Here is a 20,546-nt window from a genome sequence, read left to right on the forward strand (position 1 = left end):
GAGGGGTGGTCCCGTGGCTTTGGTTGCGGGGCTTAGCCTTGACGCAGGGGGCGGGTCTCATTAGACTCATGCACCCCTAAATTTGGCAGGGCGTTCAGCTCTGCCATTTTGTTTATGTCGAAAGACAACAGTGGAGCTAGTAGATGGCAACTATCAACCAGCTGGTACGTCAGCCGCGCAAGCGTATCGTCGAGAAATCCGACGTGCCTGCGCTGCAGAACTGCCCGCAGCGTCGTGGCGTGTGCACCCGCGTGTACACCACTACGCCGAAAAAACCTAACTCGGCACTGCGTAAAGTATGCCGCGTGCGCCTGACCAACGGTTTCGAGGTTTCCTCGTACATCGGTGGTGAAGGTCACAACCTGCAAGAGCACAGCGTGGTGCTGATCCGTGGCGGTCGTGTAAAAGACCTTCCGGGTGTGCGTTACCACACCGTGCGCGGTTCCCTGGACACCTCCGGTGTGAAGGGCCGTAACCAGGGTCGTTCGAAGTACGGTACCAAGCGTCCGAAATAATTCGGTGCGCTGACTGATTTTCTATTTATTGAGTCGATAAGAGTAAGGTCGGGCGACACCTAAGGGTGGGATCCCGGGCTAACCTGAAGACCGTTTGAGGGCTTATCAATGCCAAGACGTCGCGTAGCAGCCAAGCGTGAGATTCTGGACGATCCGAAATACGGAAGCCAGATCCTCGCCAAGTTCATGAACCACGTAATGGAAAGCGGCAAAAAAGCCGTCGCCGAACGTATCGTTTATGGCGCGCTGGACAAAGTTAAAGAGCGCAAGAACAGCGATCCCCTGGAAATCTTCGAGAAAGCTCTCGACGCCATCGCTCCGCTGGTCGAAGTGAAGTCGCGCCGTGTAGGTGGTGCGACTTACCAGGTTCCGGTCGAAGTTCGCCCGTCTCGTCGTAACGCTCTGGCCATGCGCTGGCTTGTAGACTACGCCCGCAAGCGCGGCGAGAAGTCTATGGCGCTGCGTTTGGCTGGCGAGTTGCTGGATGCCGCTGAAGGCAAAGGTGCTGCAGTTAAGAAGCGTGAAGACGTGCACCGCATGGCTGAAGCCAACAAGGCGTTCTCGCACTACCGCTTCTAATTCTGGCAACACTAATTTTGCGAGGGCTTTATGGCTCGTACTACAGCAATTAACCGCTACCGTAACATTGGTATCTGTGCGCACGTTGATGCGGGCAAGACCACTACTACCGAGCGGATCCTGTTCTACACAGGTCTCAGCCACAAGATGGGTGAGGTGCACGACGGTGCAGCCACCACCGACTGGATGGTGCAGGAGCAGGAGCGCGGTATCACCATTACCTCCGCTGCCGTTACCACCTTCTGGAAAGGCTCCGTTGGTCAGTATGACAACTACCGCGTAAACGTCATTGATACCCCCGGCCACGTTGACTTCACCATTGAAGTGGAGCGTTCGCTGCGCGTGCTCGATGGCGCCGTCGTGGTGTTCTGCGGCACTTCCGGTGTCGAGCCTCAGTCCGAAACCGTATGGCGTCAGGCCAACAAGTACGGCGTTCCGCGTGTTGTTTACGTGAACAAGATGGACCGTGCGGGTGCCAACTTCCTGCGCGTCGTCGGTCAGATCAAGAATCGTCTGGGCCACACTCCGGTGCCGATCCAGCTGGCCATCGGTTCGGAAGATAACTTCCAGGGCCAGGTCGACCTGATCAAGATGAAGGCCATCTACTGGAACGAAGACGACAAGGGCACCACCTATCGTGAGGAAGAGATTCCTGCCGATATGCTGGAGCTGGCTGAAGAGTGGCGCTCGAACATGGTTGAGGCTGCTGCCGAAGCCAACGAAGAGCTGATGAACAAGTACCTTGAAGAAGGTGAGCTGAGCGTCGAAGAGATCAAGGCAGGCCTGCGTGCGCGCACCCTGGCTAGCGAGATCGTTCCGGCAGTTTGCGGTTCCTCCTTCAAGAACAAGGGTGTTCCTCTGGTTCTCGATGCTGTCATCGACTTCCTGCCTGCTCCGACCGAGATTCCGGCGATCAAGGGTATTCACCCTGACCTCATCGAGAAGCCGAAAGAAGAGCTGGTTGAAGGCGACTTTGATGAGCGTCATGCGGATGACAGCGAGCCGTTTTCGGCCCTGGCGTTCAAGATCGCTACCGACCCGTTCGTTGGTACTCTGACTTTCGTGCGCGTCTACTCGGGGTTCCTGAGCTCGGGCGACTCCGTGATCAACTCGGTCAAGGGCAAGAAGGAGCGCGTTGGTCGTATGGTGCAGATGCACGCCAACCAACGTGAAGAGATCAAAGAAGTGCGCGCTGGTGACATCGCCGCTCTGATCGGCATGAAGGACGTCACCACTGGTGACACCCTGTGCAACGCCGACAAGCCGATTATCCTCGAGCGTATGGACTTCCCGGAGCCGGTGATCTCGGTAGCTGTTGAGCCGAAGACCAAGGCTGACCAGGAGAAGATGGGTATCGCGCTGGGCAAGCTTGCTCAGGAAGACCCGTCGTTCCGTGTCAAGACCGACGAAGAAACCGGCCAGACCATCATCTCCGGTATGGGCGAGTTGCACCTGGACATCCTTGTTGACCGCATGAAGCGCGAGTTCAACGTCGAGGCCAACATCGGCAAGCCGCAGGTTTCCTACCGCGAGAAGATCACCAAGAACTGCGAGATCGAAGGCAAGTTCGTTCGTCAGTCTGGTGGTCGCGGTCAGTTCGGTCACTGCTGGATCCGCTTTGCGCCGGCAGACGAAGGTCAGGAAGGTCTGGTATTCGTCAACGAGGTCGTGGGCGGTGTGGTTCCGAAGGAATACATTCCGGCCATCCAGAAGGGTATCGAAGAGCAGATGAAGAACGGCGTTGTTGCCGGTTATCCGCTCATCGGCCTCAAGGCGACCGTGTTCGACGGTTCCTACCATGACGTCGACTCCAACGAGATGGCGTTCAAGGTGGCGGCTTCCATGGCGACCAAGCAGCTGGCCCAGAAGGGCGGCGGTGTTGTGCTTGAGCCGATCATGAAAGTGGAAGTGGTAACCCCTGAAGACTACATGGGTGACGTGATGGGTGACCTGAATCGTCGTCGCGGTCTGATCCAGGGTATGGAGGACACAGTGTCCGGCAAGGTTATCCGTGCCGAAGTTCCGCTGGGTGAGATGTTCGGTTATGCGACCGACGTCCGTTCCATGTCTCAGGGTCGCGCCAGCTACTCCATGGAATTCTCCAAATACTCCGAAGCTCCGTCGAACATCGTCGAAGCACTGGTTAAAAAACAAGGCTGATTCAGTCCTTTAGGCAAGAGGTTCACTGTCGTGGCTAAAGAAAAATTTGAACGTAACAAACCGCACGTCAACGTTGGCACCATCGGTCACGTTGACCACGGTAAAACCACTCTGACTGCTGCTCTGACTCGCGTCTGCTCCGAAGTTTTCGGTTCGGCCCGCGTTGACTTCGACAAGATCGACAGCGCCCCGGAAGAGAAGGCTCGTGGTATCACCATCAACACCGCGCACGTAGAGTACGATTCCACTATTCGTCACTACGCACACGTTGACTGCCCTGGCCACGCTGACTATGTGAAGAACATGATCACCGGTGCTGCGCAGATGGACGGCGCCATCCTGGTTTGCTCCGCAGCCGACGGCCCGATGCCGCAGACTCGCGAGCACATCCTGCTGTCCCGTCAGGTGGGTGTACCGTACATCGTGGTCTTCCTGAACAAGGCTGACATGGTGGACGACGCCGAGCTGCTGGAGCTGGTTGAGATGGAAGTGCGTGACCTGCTGTCGACTTACGACTTCCCGGGCGACGACACTCCGATCATCATCGGTTCCGCGCTGATGGCGCTGAACGGTCAAGATGACAACGAGATGGGCACCACTGCCGTCAAGAAGCTGGTCGAGACTCTGGACAGCTACATTCCTGAGCCGGTTCGCGCCATCGACAAGCCGTTCCTGATGCCGATCGAAGACGTGTTCTCCATCTCCGGTCGCGGTACCGTGGTGACCGGTCGTATTGAGCGTGGCATCGTCCGTATCCAGGAAGAAATCGAGATCGTAGGTCTGCGTGACACCACCAAGACTACCTGTACTGGTGTTGAGATGTTCCGCAAGCTGCTCGACGAAGGTCGTGCTGGTGAGAACTGCGGCGTCCTGCTGCGTGGCACCAAGCGTGACGACGTAGAGCGTGGTCAGGTTCTGGCCAAGCCGGGCACCATCAAGCCGCACACCAAGTTCGAAGCTGAAGTGTACGTGCTGTCCAAGGAAGAAGGCGGTCGTCACACCCCGTTCTTCAAGGGCTACCGTCCGCAGTTCTACTTCCGCACTACCGACGTAACTGGTAGCTGCGAACTGCCGGAAGGCGTTGAGATGGTAATGCCGGGCGACAACGTGAAGATGGTTGTTACCCTGATCAAGCCGATCGCCATGGAAGACGGCCTGCGTTTCGCGATTCGCGAAGGCGGCCGTACCGTTGGTGCCGGCGTGGTTGCCAAGATCGTCGAGTAATCGACTGGTCTAAAAGAAGCCCCCGCTTGCGGGGGCTTTTTTATTGGGTTGACACTCAAGGGGGGCGTCTATAGAATCACGCCTCCTTTTAACGGGCGTATTGCGTCCGTTGGGAATAGCAGCTTGGAATCTGAGGTCAAAATGCAAAACCAACAAATCCGTATTCGGTTGAAGGCTTTTGACCATCGCCTGATCGATCAATCTACCCAGGAAATCGTGGAAACCGCGAAACGTACTGGTGCTCAGGTGCGTGGTCCGATTCCTCTGCCTACCCGCAAAGAGCGGTACACCGTACTGACTTCTCCGCACGTCAACAAAGACGCGCGCGATCAGTATGAAATTCGTACCCACAAGCGTGTTCTGGACATCGTCCAGCCAACGGATAAAACCGTTGACGCGCTGATGAAGCTCGATCTTGCGGCTGGCGTGGAAGTGCAGATCAGCCTCGGCTAAAACCTTGGGGTTTTAGTCGTGTAACGCTCTGAAATGGGCGGCCATAGCGGGTGAAAGCCCCGTACACTCATGAGGTTTACAACATGACTATTGGTGTAGTCGGTCGTAAGTGCGGCATGACCCGCATTTTCACCGAAGAAGGTGTCTCCATTCCGGTCACGGTCATTGAGATCGAGCCGAATCGCGTCACCCAGTTCAAAACTGAAGAGTCCGATGGCTATCGCGCAGTGCAGGTCACTGTTGGCGAGCGCCGCGCTTCTCGTGTCAGCAAGGCTCAGGCCGGTCACTTCGCCAAGGCGAACGTCGCGGCAGGTCGTGGTGTTTGGGAGTTCCGTCTCGAAGGCGGCGACTACCAGGCCGGCGACCAGATCAACGCTGAAATTTTCCAAGCTGGTCAACTGGTGGATGTCACCGGTCAGTCCAAGGGTAAAGGCTTTGCCGGTACCATCAAGCGTTGGAACTTCCGCGGCCAAGACAACACTCACGGTAACTCCGTGTCCCACCGCGTACCGGGCTCCATTGGCCAGTGCCAGACTCCGGGTCGCGTCTTCAAGGGCAAGAAAATGTCCGGTCACATGGGTGCTGAGCGTGTGACTGTGCAGTCCCTGGAAGTAGTGCGCGTCGACGCTGAACGCAACCTGCTGCTGGTCAAGGGTGCCGTTCCTGGCGCTACTGGCGGCAACCTGGTTGTGCGTCCGGCAGCCAAGGCTCGCGGTTAAGGGGAAGCTGACATGCAATTAAATGTAAATGGCGCTCAGGCGATCGAAGTTTCCGAAGCGACTTTCGGTGGCGAGTTCAACGAGACCCTGGTTCACCAAGCAGTTGTGGCCTACATGGCTGGCGGCCGTCAGGGCAGCAAGCAGCAGAAGACCCGTTCCGACGTGTCCGGCGGCGGTAAGCGTCCGTGGCGTCAGAAGGGCACCGGTCGTGCTCGTGCGGGTACCACTCGTGGTCCGATCTGGCGTGGCGGTGGCGTGACTTTCGCGGCGCGTCCGCAGAATCACGACCAGAAGCTGAACAAGAAGATGTATCGCGCGGCCATCCGTTCGATCCTTGCTGAGCTGGTGCGTACCGAGCGTTTGGTCGTGGTCGAGGACTTCTCCGTTGAAGCGCCGAAAACCAAAGAACTGCTGGGCAAGCTGAATGGCATGGGTCTGAACGACGTTCTGATCGTGTCCGATGCTGTTGACCAGAATCTGTACCTGGCTGCCCGCAACCTGCCGCATGTCGATGTTCGCGACGTGCAGGGTTCCGATCCGGTCAGTCTGATCGCGTATGAAAAGGTGCTGGTCACCGTTTCTGCCGTGAAGAAATTCGAGGAGCTGCTGGGATGAACCAGGAACGCGTATTCAAAGTGCTGCTTGGCCCGCACATCTCCGAGAAGGCCACTCTGCTGGCTGACAAAAAAAGCCAGTTCGTTTTCAAGGTTGCAACCGATGCAACCAAGCTGGAAATCAAGAAGGCCGTCGAAAGCCTGTTCAGTGTGAAGGTTGAGCGCGTGACTACTCAGAACGTTCTGGGTAAGAGCAAGCGCACCGCTCGCGGTCTGGGCAAGCGTAACGACTGGAAGAAGGCGATCATCTCCCTTCAGCCGGGCCAAGATCTCGATTTCGCCAGCAGTGCTGAGTAAGGAAGGGGTGCATCATGGCAATCGTTAAATGCAAACCGACTTCCGCTGGCCGCCGTTTTGTGGTCAAGGTGGTCAACCAGGAGCTGCACAAAGGCGCTCCTTATGCTCCGCTGCTCGAGAAGAAGTCGAAGACTGGCGGTCGTAACAACAATGGCCGTATCACCACCCGTCATATCGGTGGTGGCCATAAGCAGCATTACCGTCTGGTCGACTTCCGTCGCAACGACAAAGATGGCATTCCTGCCACTGTCGAGCGCGTGGAATACGATCCGAACCGTACTGCTCACATCGCTCTGCTGAAGTATGCCGACGGCGAGCGCCGCTACATCATCGCGCCCAAGGGCGTGGTAGCTGGCGATCAGCTGGTATCCGGTGCCATGGCGCCGATCAAGGCCGGTAACAGCCTGCAGCTGCGCAACATTCCGGTAGGTTCGACCGTTCACGGTATCGAGCTGAAGCCGGGCAAAGGTGCTCAGATCGCACGTTCCGCTGGTGCTTCGGCTCAGCTGATCGCTCGTGAAGGCGTCTATGTGACTCTGCGTCTGCGTTCCGGTGAGATGCGCAAAGTATTGGCCGAGTGCCGTGCGACCCTGGGCGAAGTCTCGAACTCCGAGCACAGCCTGCGTTCGCTGGGTAAGGCCGGTGCCAAGCGCTGGCGTGGCGTTCGCCCGACCGTTCGTGGTGTTGCCATGAACCCGGTCGACCACCCACACGGTGGTGGTGAAGGTCGTACCTCTGGTGGTCGTCATCCGGTGTCTCCATGGGGCTTCCCGACTAAGGGCGCGAAGACTCGTGGTAACAAGCGCACCGATAACATGATCGTCCGTCGTCGCAAGTAAATAGAGGGATACGACAGTGCCACGTTCTCTGAAAAAAGGTCCTTTTATTGATCTTCACCTACTGAAGAAGATCGAAGTGGCGGTGGAGAAGAACGATCGCAAGCCGGTGAAAACCTGGTCGCGCCGTTCGATGATCCTGCCGCAGATGGTCGGTCTGACCATCGCTGTACATAACGGTCGTCAGCATGTCCCGGTTCTCGTGAACGAAGACATGGTCGGTCACAAACTGGGCGAGTTTGCCGGTACCCGCACTTATCGTGGGCACGTGGCTGACAAGAAAGCCAAGCGTTAAGGGGTAAGGAAAGATGGAAGTAGCCGCTAAGTTGTCGGGCGCTCGAATCTCCGCCCAGAAAGCCCGCTTGGTCGCCGACCAGATCCGCGGGAAGAAGGTGGGCGAAGCGCTCAACCTGTTGGCTTTCAGCAGTAAGAAAGCCGCGGAAATCATGAAGAAAGTGCTGGAGTCGGCCGTTGCCAACGCCGAGCACAACGAAGGCGCCGATGTCGATGACCTCAAGGTCAGCACCGTTTTCGTCAACGAAGGGCGTTCGCTGAAGCGCATCATGCCGCGTGCCAAAGGCCGCGCTGATCGCATCGTCAAGCGGTCTTGCCATATCACTGTCAAGGTTGCGGACAAGTAACGGAGTCGATCAGATGGGTCAGAAAGTACATCCCACTGGCATTCGCCTGGGAATCGTCAAGGATCACACATCCGTCTGGTACGCAGACGGTCGGACTTATGCGGACTATTTGTTCGCAGATCTGAAAGTGCGTGAGTACCTCCAAGACAAACTAAAAAGCGCGTCCGTAAGCCGTATCGACATTGCTCGTCCGGCTCAAACCGCACGCATCACCATCCACACCGCCCGTCCCGGTATCGTGATCGGCAAGAAAGGTGAGGATGTTGAGAGGCTGCGTCAGGACCTGACCAAGCAAATGGGTGTGCCGGTACACATCAACATCGAAGAGATCCGCAAGCCGGAACTCGACGCGATGCTGGTTGCCCAGAGCGTCGCCCAGCAGCTGGAGCGTCGTGTGATGTTCCGTCGCGCCATGAAGCGCGCCGTACAGAACGCCATGCGCATTGGTGCCAAGGGCATCAAGATCCAGGTAAGTGGTCGTCTCGGCGGTGCGGAAATCGCACGTACCGAGTGGTACCGCGAAGGTCGTGTGCCGCTGCACACCCTGCGCGCTGACATTGACTACAACACCTACGAAGCGCACACCACCTACGGTGTGATCGGTGTCAAGGTTTGGATCTTCAAGGGCGAGGTCATCGGTGGCCGCCAGGAAGAGCTCAAGCCGCAGGCGCCCGCTCCTCGTAAAAAAGCTGCCAAGTAAGGGGTACGCCAAATGTTGCAACCAAAGCGTACGAAGTTCCGCAAGCAGATGACCGGCCACAACCGTGGCCTGGCTCAGCGCGGTAGCAAGGTCAGCTTCGGCGAGTTCGCGCTGAAGTCTGTTGCCCGCGGTCGTCTCACCGCCCGTCAGATCGAGTCCGCTCGTCGTGCTCTGACTCGTCACGTTAAGCGTGGCGGCAAGATCTGGATTCGCGTGTTCCCTGACAAGCCGGTAACCAAGAAGCCTCTCGAAGTGCGGATGGGTAAAGGTAAGGGTGGCGTTGAATATTGGGTAGCCCAGATTCAGCCAGGCAAAGTCCTGTATGAAATCGAAGGCGTTTCCGAAGAGCTGGCGCGTGAGGCTTTCGCCCTGGCTGCTGCAAAGCTGCCGCTCGCCACCACCTTTGTTAAGCGGACGGTGATGTGATGAAAGCGAATGAGCTTCGTGAAAAATCAGCACAGCAGCTGAACGAGCAACTGCTCGGCCTGCTGCGCGACCAGTTCAATCTGCGCATGCAGAAAGCAACTGGCCAGTTGGGGCAGTCTCACCTGCTCTCGCAAGTTAAGCGCGACATCGCTCGTGTGAAAACTGTGCTCAACCAGCAGGCAGGTAAGTGATCATGGCTGAAGCCGAAAAAACAGTCCGTACGCTGACCGGCCGTGTCGTCAGCGACAAGATGGACAAGACCATCACCGTATTGATCGAGCGTCGCGTTAAGCACCCGATCTACGGCAAATATGTCAAGCGTTCGACCAAGCTGCACGCGCACGACGAAAGCAACCAGTGCCACATCGGCGACAAGGTTTCCATTCGCGAAACCCGTCCGATGGCCAAGACCAAGTCTTGGGCGCTGGTTGAAGTTCTCGAACGCGCAGTGGAAGTCTAAGGGCTAAGGGTCGGAGAAATTATATGATTCAGACTCAATCCATGCTCGATGTGGCCGACAACAGTGGTGCACGCCGCGTCATGTGCATCAAGGTGCTGGGTGGCTCGCATCGCCGCTACGCTGGCATCGGCGACATCATCAAAGTTACCGTCAAGGAAGCGATTCCGCGCGGTAAGGTGAAGAAGGGCCAGGTGATGACTGCGGTCGTCGTCCGTACCCGTCACGGCGTACGCCGTGCCGATGGCTCGATCATTCGCTTCGACGGCAACGCTGCTGTTCTGCTGAACAACAAGCAAGAGCCGATCGGCACCCGTATCTTTGGGCCCGTGACCCGTGAACTGCGTTCCGAGAAGTTCATGAAGATCGTCTCGCTCGCCCCTGAAGTGCTGTAAGGAGATCCGACATGCAAAAGATTCGTCGTGACGACGAGATCATCGTGATCGCCGGCAAGGACAAGGGTAAGCGCGGTAAGGTGCTGAAGGTGCTCGCTGACGACCGTCTGGTCGTTGGCGGGATCAACCTGGTCAAGCGCCATACCAAGCCGAACCCGATGTCGGGCGTTCAAGGCGGTATCGTCGAGAAAGAAGCGCCGCTGCACGCTTCTAACGTGGCCATCTTCAACGGCGAAACCAACAAGGCTGACCGCGTTGGTTTCAAGGTTGAGGACGGTAAGAAAATTCGTGTCTTCAAGTCGACCCAAAAAGCGGTTGATGCTTGAACACTGCTAGGTAGAAGACCATGGCACGACTAAAAGAGATTTACCGGAAAGAAATCGCGCCGAAGCTTAAGGAAGAACTTAAGCTCGCGAACGTGATGGAAGTTCCGCGCATCACCAAGATCACCCTGAACATGGGCCTGGGCGAAGCGATCGGTGACAAGAAGATCATCGAGAACGCGGTAGCCGACCTGGAAAAGATCACCGGTCAGAAAGTCGTTGTGACTCATGCCCGTAAGTCGATTGCAGGCTTCAAGGTTCGTGAAGGTTGGCCGATCGGCGTCAAGGTAACCCTGCGCCGCGAGCGTATGTACGAGTTCCTCGATCGTCTGCTGTCCATCTCCCTGCCGCGCGTGCGTGACTTCCGCGGCCTGAATGCCAAGTCCTTCGATGGTCGCGGCAACTACAGCATGGGCGTGAAAGAGCAGATCATCTTCCCGGAAATCGATTACGACAAAATCGATGCGCTGCGCGGTCTGGACATCACCCTGACCACCACCGCCCGTACGGATGATGAAGGTCGTGCGCTGCTGCGCGCCTTCAAATTCCCGTTCCGCAACTGACTGGAGTTCGATCATGGCCAAAATGAGCATGAAGAACCGTGAGCTGAAGCGTCAGCAAACGGTAGCCAAGTACGCCAAGAAGCGTGCCGAGCTGAAGGCTGTCATCGCCAACCCGAACAGCAGTCCGGAAGCGCGTTGGGAAGCCCAGGTAGCCCTGCAGAAGCAGCCGCGTGACGCCAGCGCCTCGCGCCTGCGCAACCGCTGCCGCATCACCGGTCGTCCGCACGGCGTATTCCGCAAGTTCGGTCTGTCCCGTATCAAGCTGCGCGAAGCTGCAATGCGCGGTGATGTACCAGGTCTGGTGAAAGCCAGCTGGTAATACGCGAAGCCGGCCCTGTGCCGGCTTTGTCTTTATGTGAATCGAGCCCCTTTGGGGCTTGATTCATTTTTGAGCAGTCTCTAGAATGTTCGGCTCGCCTGAGCCTGGGCCCAGTTTTGCCCGGGGCATTCGGTGACTCTTAGCCGCAAGGCTAATTCTTTTTGTATCAGGAGCGTCTAGCCCATGAGTATGCAGGACCCGTTAGCGGACATGCTAACTCGTATCCGTAATGCCCAGATGGCTGAAAAGTCCGTCGTAAGCATGCCGTCTTCCACGTTGAAGGTGGCTGTAGCCAAAGTTCTCAAGGACGAAGGTTATATTGCGGGTTATCAGATCAGCGGCGAAAGCAAGCCGCAGCTGTCCATCGAGCTGAAGTACTTCGAAGGCCGTCCGGTCATCGAAGAAGTTAAGCGCGTGAGCCGTCCCGGCCTTCGCCAGTACAAGTCCGTCGATGATCTGCCGAAGGTTCGTGGCGGTCTCGGCGTATCCATCGTCTCCACCAATAAAGGTGTGATGACGGATCGCGCTGCGCGCGCTGCCGGTGTCGGCGGCGAAGTGCTTTGCACTGTGTTCTAAGGGGGGATAGCCATGTCTCGCGTTGCTAAAAACCCCGTCAAGCTGCCGTCCGGAGTCGAGATCAAACTCGCCGGTCAGCAGCTTTCGGTAAAGGGTGCCAAGGGTACTCTGGAACTGAAAGTTCACTCGTCTGTTGAAGTGGTCCAGGAAGCCGATGAGCTGCGTTTCGCTGCTCGCAACGGCGACCAGCAGACTCGCGCAATGGCCGGTACCACTCGTGCTCTGGTCAACAATATGGTGATCGGCGTTAGCACTGGCTTCGAGCGCAAGCTGCAGCTGGTCGGCGTTGGTTACAAGGCGCAAGCCAAAGGTCAGGTGCTGTCGCTGGCTCTGGGCTTCTCCCATCCGATCGACTACGAGCTGCCGGAAGGCGTGACCGCCGAAACCCCGAGCCAGACCGATATCCTGATCAAGGGTGTCGACAAACAACTGGTTGGTCAGGTTGCTGCGGAGATTCGTGACTTCCGTCGTCCTGAACCTTACAAGGGCAAAGGTGTTCGTTACGCTGACGAAGTCGTCCGTCGTAAAGAAGCCAAGAAGAAGTAGGGCCTAGCAAATGACCGCCAAGAAAGAAACAAGACTGCGTCGCGCGCGCAAAGCACGCCTGAAAATGCACGAGCTCGAAGTCGTGCGTCTCTGCGTGTACCGCTCCTCGCAGCACATTTACGCCCAGGTCATTTCGGCCGACGGCAGCAAGGTTCTGGCCAGCGCCTCTACCTTGGACAAAGCACTGCGTGATGGCGCCACTGGCAACGTCGACGCGGCCAAGAAAGTTGGTCAGCTGGTTGCTGAGCGTGCGAAAGCCGCTGGTGTGACTCAGGTCGCATTCGACCGTTCTGGCTTCAAGTACCACGGCCGCGTCAAGGCGCTGGCTGATGCTGCTCGTGAAGGCGGGCTGGAGTTCTAAGTTATGGCAAATAACGACCAAAAGCGCGACGAAGGCTATATCGAGAAGCTGGTACAGGTTAACCGCGTAGCCAAGACCGTTAAGGGTGGCCGTATCTTCACTTTCACCGCGTTGACCGTGGTAGGTGATGGTAAGGGTCGCGTCGGTTTCGGCCGCGGCAAGTCCCGTGAAGTGCCGGCCGCCATCCAAAAGGCGATGGAAGCTGCTCGTCGCAACATGATCCAGGTGGACCTGAACGGCACCACTCTGCAGTACGCCATGAAGGCCGCCCACGGCGCCTCCAAGGTGTACATGCAGCCGGCCTCGGAAGGTACCGGGATCATCGCCGGCGGCGCCATGCGCGCCGTGCTGGAAGTTGCTGGTGTGCAGAACGTTCTGGCCAAGTGCTACGGCTCGACCAACCAAGTGAACGTGGTGCATGCCACCTTCAAGGGTCTGAAGGCTATGCAGTCTCCAGAGTCTGTTGCGGCCAAGCGTGGCAAGAGCGTCGAGGAGATTCTCTAACCATGGCTAGTACCGTAAAAGTCACGCTGATCAAGAGCGTGAATGGCCGTCTGGCCAACCACAAAGCTTGCGTCAAGGGCCTAGGCCTGCGCCGCATTAATCACACCGTCGAGGTTCTGGATACTCCGGAGAATCGCGGCATGATTAACAAGGCTTACTATCTGCTGCGCGTGGAGGGTTAATCCATGTACCTGAACGATTTGAGTCCTGCGCCGGGTTCCCGTCGCGAGAAGCACCGTCCGGGCCGTGGCATCGGTAGCGGCTTGGGCAAGACCGGTGGCCGCGGCCACAAGGGTCAGACCTCGCGCTCCGGCGGCACCATTGCTCCGGGTTTTGAAGGCGGCCAGCAGCCTCTGCATCGTCGTCTGCCCAAGTTCGGTTTCGTGTCTCTGAAGGCTATGGATCGCGCCGAAGTGCGTACCTCCGAGCTGAACAAGATCGAAGGCGACGTTGTTACTCTGCAGGCGCTGAAGGATGCCGACCTGATTAACCAGAACGTACAGCGTGTGAAAGTCATGCTGTCCGGTGAGGTTACTCGCGCGGTCACCCTTAAAGGTATCGCCGCCACCAAGGGTGCGCGCGCGGCTATCGAAGCAGCTGGCGGTAAGTTCGAGGACTAAATGGCTAAAGGTGCTCTCTCAGCGCTCAGCAATGGCGGGTTATCCGAGCTCTGGGCTCGACTGCGCTTCCTGTTCATGGCGATCATCGTCTACCGGATCGGCGCACACATCCCAGTTCCGGGGATAAACCCTGACCGTCTGGCGGACCTGTTTCGACAGAATGAGGGGACCATTCTTAGCTTGTTCAACATGTTTTCCGGCGGCGCGCTGGAACGGATGAGCATCTTCGCGCTGGGGATCATGCCGTACATTTCGGCATCGATCATCATGCAGTTGATGAGCGCCGTCAGCCCGCAGCTGGAGCAGTTGAAGAAGGAAGGTGAGGCTGGTCGTCGCAAGATCAGCCAATACACCCGCTACGGCACTCTCGTCCTGGCGTTCGTTCAAGCGATCGGCATGTCCGTTGGCTTGGCGAGTCAGGGCGTAGCGTTTTCGGACGGTTTCGGCTTCCACTTCGTCGCAATCACCACTTTTGTGGCGGGTGCGATGTTCATGATGTGGCTGGGCGAGCAAATCACCGAGCGCGGTGTTGGCAACGGTATCTCGATGCTGATTTTTGCAGGCATCGTGGCCGGTCTGCCGGCGGCGATCGGGCAGTCTTTCGAGTCTGCTCGTCAGGGCGATATCAATATCTTCGCGCTGATCGCCATCGGTTTGTTGGCAGTAGCGATTATCGGTTTCGTGGTGTTCATTGAGCGTGGTCAGCGTCGCATTGCGGTGCATTACGCCAAGCGTCAGCAGGGCCGCAAGGTTTTTGCTGCGCAGACCAGCCACCTGCCGTTGAAGGTGAACATGGCTGGGGTTATCCCGGCGATTTTCGCCAGCAGCCTTCTGTTGTTCCCGGCCTCGCTGGGTGCCTGGTTTGGTCAGTCCGAAGGTATGGGCTGGCTGCAGGATATTTCGCAGGCTATCGCTCCTGGTCAGCCGTTGAACATTTTGCTGTTTAGTGCAGGGATCGTTTTCTTCTGCTTCTTCTATACGGCGCTGATGTTCAACCCGAAAGACGTAGCGGAAAACCTGAAGAAGTCCGGTGCCTTTATTCCGGGTATCCGTCCGGGTGAGCAGTCCGCGCGCTATATCGATGGCGTGTTGACCCGCTTGACCATGTTCGGTGCTCTGTACATGACGGCCGTATGCTTGTTGCCCCAGTTCCTGGTGGTGGCGGCCAACGTACCGTTCTACCTTGGCGGGACCTCGTTGCTGATCGTGGTGGTGGTTGTGATGGACTTCATGTCGCAAGTACAATCGCACCTCGTTTCGCACCAGTACGAATCCCTGATGAAGAAAGCCAACCTGAAGGGCTACGGCAGCGGCATGATGCGCTGAGGTACCCATAAGGTTCGAGGAGTTGGTGATGAAAGTTCGTGCATCGGTGAAAAAGCTGTGCCGCAACTGCAAGATTATCCGTCGCGACGGTGTCGTGCGCGTGATCTGCAGCGCGGAGCCGCGTCACAAGCAGCGCCAAGGCTGAGTGTGAGTGAAGCGTGATAAGCCCGGCAGCTAGTGCGCTGCCGGGTTGATTATTTGTTTCTACAGCGTTAATATCTCGCGCCCTATTTCTTGGCTTCCGGGGCGTAGGTAGCTGTCAATTGGAGTTCCACTGAATGGCCCGTATTGCAGGCGTAAACATTCCGGATAACAAGCACACTGTTATCTCGCTGACTTACATCTTTGGTGTCGGTCGCACTACCGCACAGAAAATCTGTGCTGCTACCGGTGTCAATCCGGCGGTAAAAATCAAGGATCTCTCTGACGAGCAGATCGAGCAGCTGCGTGGTGAAGTCGCCAAGGTGAATACCGAGGGTGACCTGCGCCGTGAAGTGAACATGAAAATCAAGCGCTTGATGGATCTGGGCTGCTATCGCGGCCTGCGCCATCGCCGTGGTCTGCCGGTTCGCGGTCAGCGTACCAAGACCAACGCCCGCACCCGCAAGGGCCCGCGCAAGCCGATCCGCAAGTAATCGCATTGGCGAATCGACAGGAATTTAGTCATGGCAAAACCTGCTGCTCGTACTCGTAAGAAAGTCAAAAAGACGGTGGTTGATGGCATCGCCCATATCCACGCGTCGTTCAACAACACCATCGTGACCATTACCGACCGTCAGGGTAACGCCCTGTCCTGGGCTACCTCGGGTGGCTCGGGTTTCCGCGGCTCGCGTAAGAGCACCCCGTTCGCCGCCCAGGTGGCTGCCGAACGTGCTGGTCAAGCTGCGCTGGAATACGGCCTGAAGAACCTCGACGTGAACGTCAAGGGTCCCGGTCCGGGTCGTGAGTCCGCCGTCCGTGCTTTGAACGGCTGCGGTTACAAGATCGCCAGCATCACCGATGTGACGCCCATCCCGCACAACGGATGCCGTCCTTCGAAGAAGCGTCGCGTGTAATCAGGAGACAGTGAGAAATGGCTCGTTACATTGGTCCCAAATGCAAACTGTCTCGTCGTGAAGGCACCGATCTGTTCCTGAAGAGCGGCGTTCGCGCTCTGGAATCGAAGTGCAACATCGAAGCAGCCCCTGGTATTCACGGCCAGCGCCGTAGCCGTCAGTCCGACTACGGCACCCAGCTGCGTGAAAAGCAGAAAGTCCGTCGTATCTACGGCGTTCTCGAGCGTCAGTTCAGCGGTTACTACAAGCAAGCTGCCAGCCAGAAGGGCGCCACCGGCGAGAACCTGCTGCAGCTGCTGGAATGCCGTCTGGATAACGTGGTTTACCGTATGGGTTACGGCGCTACCCGTGCCGAATCCCGTCAGCTGGTTTCGCACAAAGCGATCAGCGTCAACGGTCAGACCGTAAACGTCCCGTCCTACCAGGTTAAAGCTGGCGACGTCGTTGCTGTTCGCGAGAAGTCGAAGAATCAGCTGCGCATTGTTCAGGCTCTTGAGCTGTGTGCCCAGCGTGGCCGCGTTGAATGGGTAGAAGTAGACACTGAGAAGAAGTCCGGCGTGTTCAAGAACGTCCCGGCTCGCAGTGACCTCTCCGCCGACATCAACGAAAGCCTGATTGTCGAGCTCTACTCCAAGTAAGGGCTAGAAAATAGGTGCATCCATGCAGATTTCGGTAAATGAGTTCCTGACCCCCCGCCATATCGATGTGCAGGTGGTCAGTCCGACCCGCGCCAAGATCACCCTCGAGCCTCTCGAGCGTGGTTTCGGCCATACCTTGGGCAACGCGCTGCGCCGCATCCTGTTGTCCTCCATGCCTGGCTGTGCAGTAGTCGAGGCCGAGATTGACGGTGTGCTCCATGAGTACAGCGCCATCGAAGGTGTGCAGGAAGATGTGATTGAGATCCTGCTCAACCTTAAAGGTCTGGCTGTCAAGCTGCACGGTCGCGACGAAGTGACGCTGACTCTGGCGAAGAAGGGCTCGGGTGTAGTTACCGCTGCCGATATTCAGCTGGATCACGATGTCGAAATCGTCAACGGCGACCACGTGATCGCCAACCTGGCCGCCAATGGCGCGTTGAACATGAAGCTCACCGTGGCCCGTGGCCGCGGCTATGAGCCGGCTGACGCCCGCCAGAGCGACGAAGACGAGAGCCGCAGCATTGGTCGCTTGCAGCTCGACTCTTCGTTCAGCCCGGTGCGCCGTGTGTCTTACGTGGTGGAAAACGCTCGCGTCGAGCAGCGTACCAACCTGGACAAGCTGGTTATCGACCTGGAAACCAACGGTACCCTGGATCCGGAAGAGGCTATCCGTCGTGCCGCGACCATTCTGCAGCAGCAGCTGGCCGCGTTCGTCGACCTCAAGGGTGACAGTGAGCCTGTGGTAGTCGAGCAGGAAGACGAGATCGATCCGATCCTGCTGCGTCCGGTAGATGACCTGGAATTGACCGTGCGTTCGGCCAACTGCCTGAAGGCAGAAAACATTTACTACATCGGCGACCTGATTCAGCGCACCGAAGTAGAACTGTTGAAAACCCCGAACCTGGGCAAGAAATCCCTGACCGAAATCAAGGATGTTCTGGCCTCTCGCGGTCTGTCCCTCGGTATGCGCCTCGACAACTGGCCGCCGGCAAGTCTGAAGAAAGACGATAAGGCGACTGCCTGATCGTCATCATCACCGAACGTGAGTTTGGTAAGGAATTGAACCATGCGTCATCGTAAAAGTGGCCGTCACCTGAGCCGTACCAGCGCGCACCGCCAGGCCATGTTCCAGAACATGGCGGTTTCGCTGTTCGAGCACGAGCTGATCAAAACTACTCTGCCGAAAGCCAAAGAACTGCGTCGCGTTGCCGAGCCGCTGATCACTCTGGCCAAGGTAGACAGCGTTGCTAACCGTCGTCTGGCATTCGATCGTACCCGTTCGAAAGCCATTGTCGGCAAGCTGTTCAACGACCTGGGCAAGCGCTACGCCACCCGTCAGGGCGGCTACCTGCGCATCCTCAAGTGCGGTTTCCGCGCTGGTGACAACGCGCCGATGGCTTACGTTGAGCTGGTCGACCGTCCGGTCGGCGGCGCAGTGGAAGCTGCTGAGTAAGTTGTAGGTTGTGACAAGGAACCGGGCTCAGGCCCGGTTTTTTGTTGCCTGAATGAATGATATTCCGCACGTCGTGTTTGATATTGTGTGCGCCTGGTGCCTCGGGTATGGTTGCTTCGACTTCCTTTCCGCCGCCTACCGGCCTCCTATAACAACAAGTGCCTATCATGTCCGAACCTACCGCGTTGAGTTTGATTCCCCCCGTCGTCGTGCTGGTCTGCGCCATCTGGCTGCGTCGACCTATCCTTGCGCTGCTGCTTGGCGCCATCAGTGGCCTGCTCCTGCTCGGCCCGCAGCACTCACTTTCCGGCTTTGCCGAGATATCGCTCAAGGTGATGCAGGATGAGACCATCGGCTGGCTGATCCTGGTCTGCGGCAGCTTCGGCGCGCTGATCGCCTTGCTGGTACGCACCGGCGGCGCGCTGGCGTTCGGCCGGGCTGCGCTGAAGCTGGCGAAGGGGCGGCGCTCGTCCTTGCTCATGACCTGTGTGCTCGGCGTGGTGATCTTCGTCGACGACTACCTGAATGCGTTGACCGTCGGCGAGACCATGAAGCGCGTCACCGACCGCTTCAAGGTGTCGCGGGAGATGCTGGCCTATGTGGTCGACTCCACCGCCGCGCCGGTGTGCGTGCTGGTACCGTTGTCGACCTGGGCGGTGTTCTTCGGCGGGCTGCTGGAGAGCAACGGCATCGCCGAGGCGGGCAGTGGTATCAGCGTTTACATGCAGGCCATTCCCTACATGTTCTATGCCTGGCTGTCGGTGCTGATCGTGCTGCTGGTGGCCGGTGGGCTGATCCCGGCCATCGGGCCGATGCGCAAGGCGGAAGTGCTTGCCCGTCATGGTTCGGCCGGCGCCATGCACGTCGGAGAGCTGGGTTCCGGGCTGGACCTTGGTGCCCAGGGCTCGGAGGACGGCCTGGAGCAGTCCGGCGAGGCGCGCGGCAAGCTCTACAACTTTCTGCTGCCCCTGCTGCTGCTGGTCGGCTTTACCGTGTATTTCGATATCGACGTGTGGATGGGCATGCTGGCGACGCTGGCCCTGGTGGTGCCTTTCTACCTGGTGCAGGGGTTGATGCCGCTGGACGAGATGCTCGAGCAGATGATGGAGGGCTTCAAGTCGATGCTGCCGGCCATCGGTACGGTTATCGCGGCGTTTATCTTCAAGGATGTCTGTGACCAGCTGCTGTTGCCGCAGTTCGTGGTTGCGTCGCTGCAGCCCTACATGAGCGCCCAGTTGTTGCCGGGCGTGGTGTTCGTGGCGATGGCCCTGCTGGCATTCGCCACCGGTTCGTCCTGGGGGATCTTCGCGGTGACCATCCCGATCGTCATGCCCCTGGCCTATGCCCTGAATGCCGATATCCCGCTGGTGATCGGCGCCTTGCTGTCGGCCTCGGCCTTCGGCAGCCAGGCCTGTTTCTACAGTGACTCCACGGTGCTGGCCGCCCAGGGTTCGGGTTGTAACCTGATCAGCCATGCGTTGACGCAGTTGCCCTACACCTTGATCGCGGCGGGTCTGGCGTTCGTAGGCTTCGTGCTGATTGCCTAGCGGTTGGCGGTGATCGGTGCCTGCTTCTTGTGCTCTGCGCGCGCCCCAGAACGGCGCGATGAATGCACTGCGGGGCAGATAGACCAAGCGCCTCCTTCGGGAGGCGTTTGCCTTCGGGCTTGACCGGCCGGCCCGCTGCGACCAGCATGGGCCGCTGTTTTCCGCCGTTACCCAAGGAATGTCCGGATGAAAGGCCAAGTCGAAGTCATCGACTATTTGAAAGTGTTGCTCAAGGGTGAGCTGGCCGCTCGCGATCAGTATTTCATTCACTCGCGGCTGTATGCGGATTGGGGCTTCGACAAGCTCTTCGTGCGCATCAATCACGAGATGGAAGAGGAAACCCAGCACGCCGATGCCCTGTTGCAGCGCATCCTGTTTCTCGAGGGCCTGCCAGACATGACGCCGGCGCCCTTCACGTTCGGGCAGAGCGTGCCGGAGGCCCTCAAGCTCGATCTGGCGCTGGAGTACGAAGTGCGCGCGGCCCTGAGCAAGGGGATCGAGCTGTGCGAGCGCCACCAGGACTACCAGACACGCGACATCCTCCTCGCGCAGCTGAAGGATACCGAAGAGGACCACGCCTACTGGCTGGAGATCCAGTTGCAGCTGATCGACAAGCTGGGCCTGGAGAAGTACCTGCAGGCGCAGCTCTAGCCGCCACGGCAGGTAAGAAAAAGCCCCGGATTGCCGGGGCTTTTTCGT

General features: G+C 58.0%; 34 protein-coding genes. All 34 read left to right on the forward strand.

The features are described from left to right. Window positions 1-143: 143 nt before the first annotated feature. Window positions 144-515, forward strand: a complete 372-nt coding sequence (gene rpsL / locus KDW96_RS14925; RefSeq protein WP_003186084.1) for a 30S ribosomal protein S12 — start codon at window positions 144-146, stop codon at window positions 513-515. 108 nt (window positions 516-623) lie between these two features. Then, a complete protein-coding gene (gene rpsG, locus KDW96_RS14930) occupies window positions 624-1,094 on the forward strand; it encodes a 30S ribosomal protein S7 (protein ID WP_008089143.1) in 471 nt (156 codons plus the stop codon). Window positions 1,095-1,124: 30 nt separating this feature from the next. Further along, window positions 1,125-3,254 carry an elongation factor G gene (gene fusA, locus KDW96_RS14935; protein ID WP_255837030.1) on the forward strand — a complete coding sequence of 710 codons (2,130 nt, stop codon included), beginning with the start codon at window positions 1,125-1,127 and terminating at the stop codon, window positions 3,252-3,254. 30 nt (window positions 3,255-3,284) lie between these two features. Continuing rightward, complete coding sequence (tuf, locus tag KDW96_RS14940) at window positions 3,285-4,478, forward strand: elongation factor Tu (RefSeq protein WP_255837021.1); 1,194 nt, start codon at window positions 3,285-3,287, stop codon at window positions 4,476-4,478. Between the two features lie 141 nt (window positions 4,479-4,619). Beyond that, window positions 4,620-4,931, forward strand: a complete 312-nt coding sequence (gene rpsJ / locus KDW96_RS14945; protein ID WP_213641498.1) for a 30S ribosomal protein S10 — start codon at window positions 4,620-4,622, stop codon at window positions 4,929-4,931. An 83-nt stretch (window positions 4,932-5,014) separates the two neighbouring features. Then, on the forward strand, window positions 5,015-5,650 hold the full coding sequence (gene rplC, locus KDW96_RS14950; RefSeq protein WP_255837031.1) for a 50S ribosomal protein L3: 636 nt from the start codon (window positions 5,015-5,017) through the stop codon (window positions 5,648-5,650). Window positions 5,651-5,662: 12 nt separating this feature from the next. Next, on the forward strand, window positions 5,663-6,265 hold the full coding sequence (gene rplD, locus KDW96_RS14955; RefSeq protein WP_255837032.1) for a 50S ribosomal protein L4: 603 nt from the start codon (window positions 5,663-5,665) through the stop codon (window positions 6,263-6,265). Beyond that, complete coding sequence (gene rplW, locus KDW96_RS14960) at window positions 6,262-6,561, forward strand: 50S ribosomal protein L23 (protein WP_069901955.1); 300 nt, start codon at window positions 6,262-6,264, stop codon at window positions 6,559-6,561. Before rplD ends, rplW begins: the two co-directional genes overlap by 4 nt. Before the next feature lie 14 nt (window positions 6,562-6,575). Continuing rightward, window positions 6,576-7,400: a 50S ribosomal protein L2 gene (rplB, locus tag KDW96_RS14965; protein WP_255837033.1), complete on the forward strand. Its 825-nt coding sequence runs from the start codon at window positions 6,576-6,578 to the stop codon at window positions 7,398-7,400. Between the two features lie 16 nt (window positions 7,401-7,416). Continuing rightward, on the forward strand, window positions 7,417-7,692 hold the full coding sequence (gene rpsS, locus KDW96_RS14970) for a 30S ribosomal protein S19 (RefSeq protein WP_010486981.1): 276 nt from the start codon (window positions 7,417-7,419) through the stop codon (window positions 7,690-7,692). A gap of 13 nt (window positions 7,693-7,705) precedes the next feature. Then, window positions 7,706-8,038, forward strand: a complete 333-nt coding sequence (gene rplV / locus KDW96_RS14975) for a 50S ribosomal protein L22 (protein ID WP_003103908.1) — start codon at window positions 7,706-7,708, stop codon at window positions 8,036-8,038. 13 nt (window positions 8,039-8,051) lie between these two features. Next, a complete protein-coding gene (gene rpsC / locus KDW96_RS14980) occupies window positions 8,052-8,738 on the forward strand; it encodes a 30S ribosomal protein S3 (protein WP_255837034.1) in 687 nt (228 codons plus the stop codon). A 12-nt stretch (window positions 8,739-8,750) separates the two neighbouring features. Beyond that, the gene (rplP, locus tag KDW96_RS14985; protein WP_003243901.1) at window positions 8,751-9,164 is read left to right on the forward strand and encodes a 50S ribosomal protein L16; all 414 of its coding nucleotides are present in this window, start codon (window positions 8,751-8,753) and stop codon (window positions 9,162-9,164) included. Then, window positions 9,164-9,355 carry a 50S ribosomal protein L29 gene (gene rpmC, locus KDW96_RS14990; protein WP_002555481.1) on the forward strand — a complete coding sequence of 64 codons (192 nt, stop codon included), beginning with the start codon at window positions 9,164-9,166 and terminating at the stop codon, window positions 9,353-9,355. The genes rplP and rpmC overlap by 1 nt, the downstream gene beginning before the upstream one ends. 2 nt (window positions 9,356-9,357) lie before the next feature. After that, window positions 9,358-9,624 (forward strand): 30S ribosomal protein S17, encoded by a 267-nt coding sequence (gene rpsQ / locus KDW96_RS14995; RefSeq protein ID WP_255837035.1) that lies wholly within the window; start codon window positions 9,358-9,360, stop codon window positions 9,622-9,624. Window positions 9,625-9,647: 23 nt separating this feature from the next. Further along, complete coding sequence (gene rplN / locus KDW96_RS15000; protein WP_003243907.1) at window positions 9,648-10,016, forward strand: 50S ribosomal protein L14; 369 nt, start codon at window positions 9,648-9,650, stop codon at window positions 10,014-10,016. An 11-nt stretch (window positions 10,017-10,027) separates the two neighbouring features. Beyond that, complete coding sequence (gene rplX / locus KDW96_RS15005) at window positions 10,028-10,342, forward strand: 50S ribosomal protein L24 (protein ID WP_009397501.1); 315 nt, start codon at window positions 10,028-10,030, stop codon at window positions 10,340-10,342. 20 nt (window positions 10,343-10,362) lie between these two features. Next, entirely contained in the window at window positions 10,363-10,902 is a 540-nt protein-coding gene (gene rplE / locus KDW96_RS15010) for a 50S ribosomal protein L5 (RefSeq protein WP_255837036.1), read from the forward strand. Window positions 10,903-10,915: 13 nt separating this feature from the next. Next, window positions 10,916-11,221: a 30S ribosomal protein S14 gene (gene rpsN / locus KDW96_RS15015; protein ID WP_255837037.1), complete on the forward strand. Its 306-nt coding sequence runs from the start codon at window positions 10,916-10,918 to the stop codon at window positions 11,219-11,221. A 183-nt stretch (window positions 11,222-11,404) separates the two neighbouring features. Further along, window positions 11,405-11,797, forward strand: coding sequence for a 30S ribosomal protein S8 (rpsH, locus tag KDW96_RS15020; protein WP_160347652.1), 393 nt, complete (start codon window positions 11,405-11,407; stop codon window positions 11,795-11,797). Window positions 11,798-11,809: 12 nt separating this feature from the next. Then, window positions 11,810-12,343 (forward strand): 50S ribosomal protein L6, encoded by a 534-nt coding sequence (gene rplF, locus KDW96_RS15025; protein ID WP_255837038.1) that lies wholly within the window; start codon window positions 11,810-11,812, stop codon window positions 12,341-12,343. Between the two features lie 10 nt (window positions 12,344-12,353). Beyond that, a complete protein-coding gene (rplR, locus tag KDW96_RS15030; RefSeq protein ID WP_255837039.1) occupies window positions 12,354-12,704 on the forward strand; it encodes a 50S ribosomal protein L18 in 351 nt (116 codons plus the stop codon). A 3-nt stretch (window positions 12,705-12,707) separates the two neighbouring features. Next, window positions 12,708-13,208 (forward strand): 30S ribosomal protein S5, encoded by a 501-nt coding sequence (rpsE, locus tag KDW96_RS15035; protein ID WP_255837040.1) that lies wholly within the window; start codon window positions 12,708-12,710, stop codon window positions 13,206-13,208. A 2-nt stretch (window positions 13,209-13,210) separates the two neighbouring features. Next, a complete protein-coding gene (gene rpmD / locus KDW96_RS15040; protein WP_255837041.1) occupies window positions 13,211-13,390 on the forward strand; it encodes a 50S ribosomal protein L30 in 180 nt (59 codons plus the stop codon). Window positions 13,391-13,393: 3 nt separating this feature from the next. Beyond that, a complete protein-coding gene (rplO, locus tag KDW96_RS15045) occupies window positions 13,394-13,828 on the forward strand; it encodes a 50S ribosomal protein L15 (protein ID WP_255837042.1) in 435 nt (144 codons plus the stop codon). Further along, window positions 13,829-15,154 (forward strand): preprotein translocase subunit SecY, encoded by a 1,326-nt coding sequence (secY, locus tag KDW96_RS15050; protein ID WP_255837043.1) that lies wholly within the window; start codon window positions 13,829-13,831, stop codon window positions 15,152-15,154. It abuts the gene before it with no gap. Between the two features lie 28 nt (window positions 15,155-15,182). Next, window positions 15,183-15,299 carry a 50S ribosomal protein L36 gene (gene rpmJ / locus KDW96_RS15055; RefSeq protein ID WP_003281814.1) on the forward strand — a complete coding sequence of 39 codons (117 nt, stop codon included), beginning with the start codon at window positions 15,183-15,185 and terminating at the stop codon, window positions 15,297-15,299. Window positions 15,300-15,432: 133 nt separating this feature from the next. After that, window positions 15,433-15,789, forward strand: a complete 357-nt coding sequence (rpsM, locus tag KDW96_RS15060; RefSeq protein ID WP_255837044.1) for a 30S ribosomal protein S13 — start codon at window positions 15,433-15,435, stop codon at window positions 15,787-15,789. Window positions 15,790-15,819: 30 nt separating this feature from the next. After that, window positions 15,820-16,209, forward strand: coding sequence for a 30S ribosomal protein S11 (gene rpsK, locus KDW96_RS15065; RefSeq protein WP_013789773.1), 390 nt, complete (start codon window positions 15,820-15,822; stop codon window positions 16,207-16,209). Window positions 16,210-16,226: 17 nt separating this feature from the next. Then, on the forward strand, window positions 16,227-16,847 hold the full coding sequence (gene rpsD / locus KDW96_RS15070) for a 30S ribosomal protein S4 (protein WP_255837045.1): 621 nt from the start codon (window positions 16,227-16,229) through the stop codon (window positions 16,845-16,847). A gap of 22 nt (window positions 16,848-16,869) precedes the next feature. Then, window positions 16,870-17,871, forward strand: a complete 1,002-nt coding sequence (locus tag KDW96_RS15075) for a DNA-directed RNA polymerase subunit alpha (protein WP_255837046.1) — start codon at window positions 16,870-16,872, stop codon at window positions 17,869-17,871. Window positions 17,872-17,913: 42 nt separating this feature from the next. Beyond that, the gene (gene rplQ, locus KDW96_RS15080; RefSeq protein ID WP_213641484.1) at window positions 17,914-18,300 is read left to right on the forward strand and encodes a 50S ribosomal protein L17; all 387 of its coding nucleotides are present in this window, start codon (window positions 17,914-17,916) and stop codon (window positions 18,298-18,300) included. Between the two features lie 167 nt (window positions 18,301-18,467). Then, window positions 18,468-19,847: a Na+/H+ antiporter NhaC family protein gene (locus KDW96_RS15085; RefSeq protein ID WP_255837047.1), complete on the forward strand. Its 1,380-nt coding sequence runs from the start codon at window positions 18,468-18,470 to the stop codon at window positions 19,845-19,847. A 186-nt stretch (window positions 19,848-20,033) separates the two neighbouring features. Further along, complete coding sequence (bfr, locus tag KDW96_RS15090; protein ID WP_255837048.1) at window positions 20,034-20,498, forward strand: bacterioferritin; 465 nt, start codon at window positions 20,034-20,036, stop codon at window positions 20,496-20,498. The last annotated feature ends 48 nt before the right edge of the window (window positions 20,499-20,546 follow it).

Origin of the sequence: Pseudomonas benzenivorans, assembly GCF_024397895.1 — a bacterium.
In the GTDB taxonomy this organism is placed as follows: Bacteria; Pseudomonadota; Gammaproteobacteria; order Pseudomonadales; family Pseudomonadaceae; genus Aquipseudomonas; species Aquipseudomonas benzenivorans_A.